Genomic DNA, 3,260 nt, shown 5'->3' with positions numbered 1-3,260 from the left:
AATCAGCAACTTCCTATCCTCCCAGGGGGCCTCCCCCCAAGTACGTTCGGCGTTTGTAGGCTTAACTGCTGTGTTCGGTATGGGAACAGGTGGATCCCTACAGCTATCGTCACTGAATTCCTCTCGCCGTCTACTTGTTCTTCAACGGCTCCTTCCGTACCCTGACAACTACATTGAAAAGCATATCCATGCCCTTATCTATCCCTACGCTTCTTCTCTTTAAGTCAAGTCCTCGGCCGATTAGTACCGGTCCGCTCCGTACATCACTGTACTTCCACTCCCGGCCTATCTACCATGTCGTCTTCATGGGGCCTTACTGACTTGCGTCATGAGAAACCTCATCTTTAGGCTGGTTTCACGCTTAGATGCTTTCAGCGTTTATCCGTCCCGAACGTAGCTACCCAGCTGCACACCTGGCGGTATGACTGGTACACCATTGGTTCGTCCACTCCGGTCCTCTCGTACTAGGAGCAGCCCCTTTCAAGTTTCTTCCGCCCGCGATGGATAGGGACCGAACTGTCTCACGACGTTCTGAACCCAGCTCGCGTACCACTTTAATGGGCGAACAGCCCAACCCTTGGGACCTACTTCAGCCCCAGGATGTGATGAGCCGACATCGAGGTGCCAAACCTCCCCGTCGATATGGACTCTTGGGAGAGATAAGCCTGTTATCCCCAGGGTAGCTTTTATCCGTTGAGCGATGGCAATTCCACTCTCTACCACCGGATCACTAAGCCCGACTTTCGTCCCTGCTCGACCTGTCCGTCTCGCAGTCAAGCTCCCTTCTGCCTTTGCACTCTTCGCGCGGTTTCCGTCCGCGCTGAGGGAACCGTTGGGCGCCTCCGTTGCTTTTTCGGAGGCGACCGCCCCAGTCAAACTGCCCGCCTGAGACTGTCCGAAGATTTGTTACATCTCTCGTTAGAATTTCAATAAAACAAGGTTGGTATCCCACCGTCGGCTCCCTGCATACTGGCGTACGCAGTTCTCCGCCTCCCAACTATTCTGTACATCTTCTACCAAAATCCAATCTCAGGTTACAGTAAAGCTCCATGGGGTCTTTCTGTCCAGTCGCGGGTAACCTGCATCTTCACAGGTACTTCAATTTCACCGGGTCCCTCGTTGAGACAGTGCCCAAATCGTTACACCTTTCGTGCGGGTCGGAACTTACCCGACAAGGAATTTCGCTACCTTAGGACCGTTATAGTTACGGCCGCCGTTTACTGGGGCTTCAATTCTCTGCTTCGCTTTACAGCTAACACGTCCTCTTAACCTTCCAGCACCGGGCAGGTGTCAGCATCTATACTTCAGGTTTCCCTTTCGCAGACGCCTGTGTTTGTGGTAAACAGTCGCTTGGGCCTCTCTTCTGCCACCCTCTCATGCTCCGCGCGTTTCTGCGCCTCACACTTACAGGGTTATCCTTTTCCCGAAGTTACGGATACATTTTGCCGAGTTCCTTAACGAGGGTTTTCCCGCGCACCTTAGAATTCTCTTCTTGCCTACCTGTGTCGGTTTTGGTACGGGCGGCTGCGTTCTCACTAGAAGTTTTTCTTGACAATAGAGTCCCGGTTCCTTCACTTCTGTTTCCAGAAGCTCCCCATCACGTCTCGGCTTTCAGCTCTACGGTTTTTCCTGTAAAGCAACCTACCTGCTTGGACATGCTCTTCCAATCGCATGCGAACTTTCCTTCTTGTGTCACTCCTTCGCTCAAGCAAACGCCGCCGGTGCAGGAATTTCAACCTGCTGTCCATCTCCTATGCGTCTTCGCCTCGGATTAGGTCCCGACTTACCCTGGGTCGACGATCGTTGCCCAGGAACCCTTAGGCTTTCGGTGGAACGGATTCTCACCGTTCTTTTCGCTACTCATACCGGCATTCTCTCTTCCTGCCTGTCCAGCTGTCCTTCCGGTCAGCCTTCGCCCATGCAGGAACGCTCCCCTACCCATGTATGTTTCCATACATGCCAAAGCTTCGGTTCCGTACTTAGCCCCGGTCATCTTCGGCGCAGAGTCTCTCGACCAGTGAGCTATTACGCACTCTTTTAATGGTGGCTGCTTCTGAGCCAACATCCTGGTTGTTTTCGAAACTCCACATCCTTTGCCACTTAGTACGGCATTCGGGACCTTAGCTGTTGGTCTGGGCTGTTTCCCTCTTGACTACGGGTCTTATTACTCGCAGTCTGACTCCCATGCATAAGTATAGCCATTCGTAGTTTGATTAAGTTCGGTAGCCGGATAGGCCCCTACCTCGTTCAGTGCTCTACCGCCTATACTCTTTTCATGAGGCTAGCCCTAAAGCTATTTCGGGGAGAACCAGCTATCTCCACGTTCGATTGGCATTTCACCCCTATCCACACCTCATCCAAAAGCTTTTCAACGCTCACTGGTTCGGTCCTCCACACATTTTTACCTGTGCTTCAACCTGGGCATGGATAGATCACTGTGGTTTCGGGTCTATTCCATCCAACTCTTCGCCCTCTTCAGACTCGCTTTCGCTGCGGCTCCACATTTCCTGCTTAACCTCGCTGGATGAAATAACTCGCCGGTTCATTCTTCAATAGGCACGCCGTCGCACGCATACGGTGCTTCGACTGCTTGTAGACATACGGTTTCAGGTTCTCTTTCATTCCCCTCCCGGGGTTCTTTTCACCGTTCCCTCACGGTACTATGCGCTATCGGTCCATATCAGTGTTTCGCCTTGGAGGGTGGTCCCCCCTGCTTCCCACTAGATTCCTCGTGTCTCGTGGTACTCTGGATCCTGTCCCAGACATGTCCTTACGCGTACCGGGCTCTCACCGTCTCTGGCGCGGTTTCCCAACCGCTTCCGCTTCGTCTGTGTCTTTGTTGACAGTCCTCAACCCCGGGTCGGTTTCCCGTCCCGGTTTGGGCTCTGCCCCGTTCGCTCGCCGCTACTGGGGGTATCTCTCTTGATTCCTTTTCCTCCGGCTACTTAGATGTTTCAGTTCACCGGGTGCCCTCCCTCTTGCGAGGGTGACAGTACTGCTACTGCCGGGTTGCCCCATTCGGAGACCTGCGGGTCAACGGTTACTTGCACCTCACCGCAGCTTTTCGCAGCTTATCGCGTCCTTCATCGGCTGATATGGCCAAGGCATCCGCCGTACGCCCTTTCTTACTTGACTTTCGTCTTGTTGTATGTTTCGCGTACTCGTCAGTTTCTGCTGACAAGTGGATACTAAGGTTTTCTTTCTCTTCAAAAAAGAGGTTTGTCATTTCTATGCTTTTCTATGCAGTTGTCAAGGTACGG

At 52.8% G+C, this 3,260-nt stretch carries 2 rRNA genes; both read right to left on the bottom strand.

The annotated features are described in order from the left end of the window. Positions 1 to 117 (bottom strand): 5S ribosomal RNA (gene rrf, locus HMPREF1250_RS09940). Between the two features lie 103 nt (positions 118 to 220). Next, a 23S ribosomal RNA gene (locus HMPREF1250_RS09935) occupies positions 221 to 3,135 on the bottom strand. Between the last annotated feature and the right edge of the window lie 125 nt (positions 3,136 to 3,260).

The organism is Megasphaera vaginalis (ex Srinivasan et al. 2021) (assembly GCF_000478965.1).
GTDB lineage: Bacteria > Bacillota > Negativicutes > Veillonellales > Megasphaeraceae > Megasphaera > Megasphaera vaginalis.
This window is presented reverse-complemented; position numbering and strand designations above follow the sequence as displayed.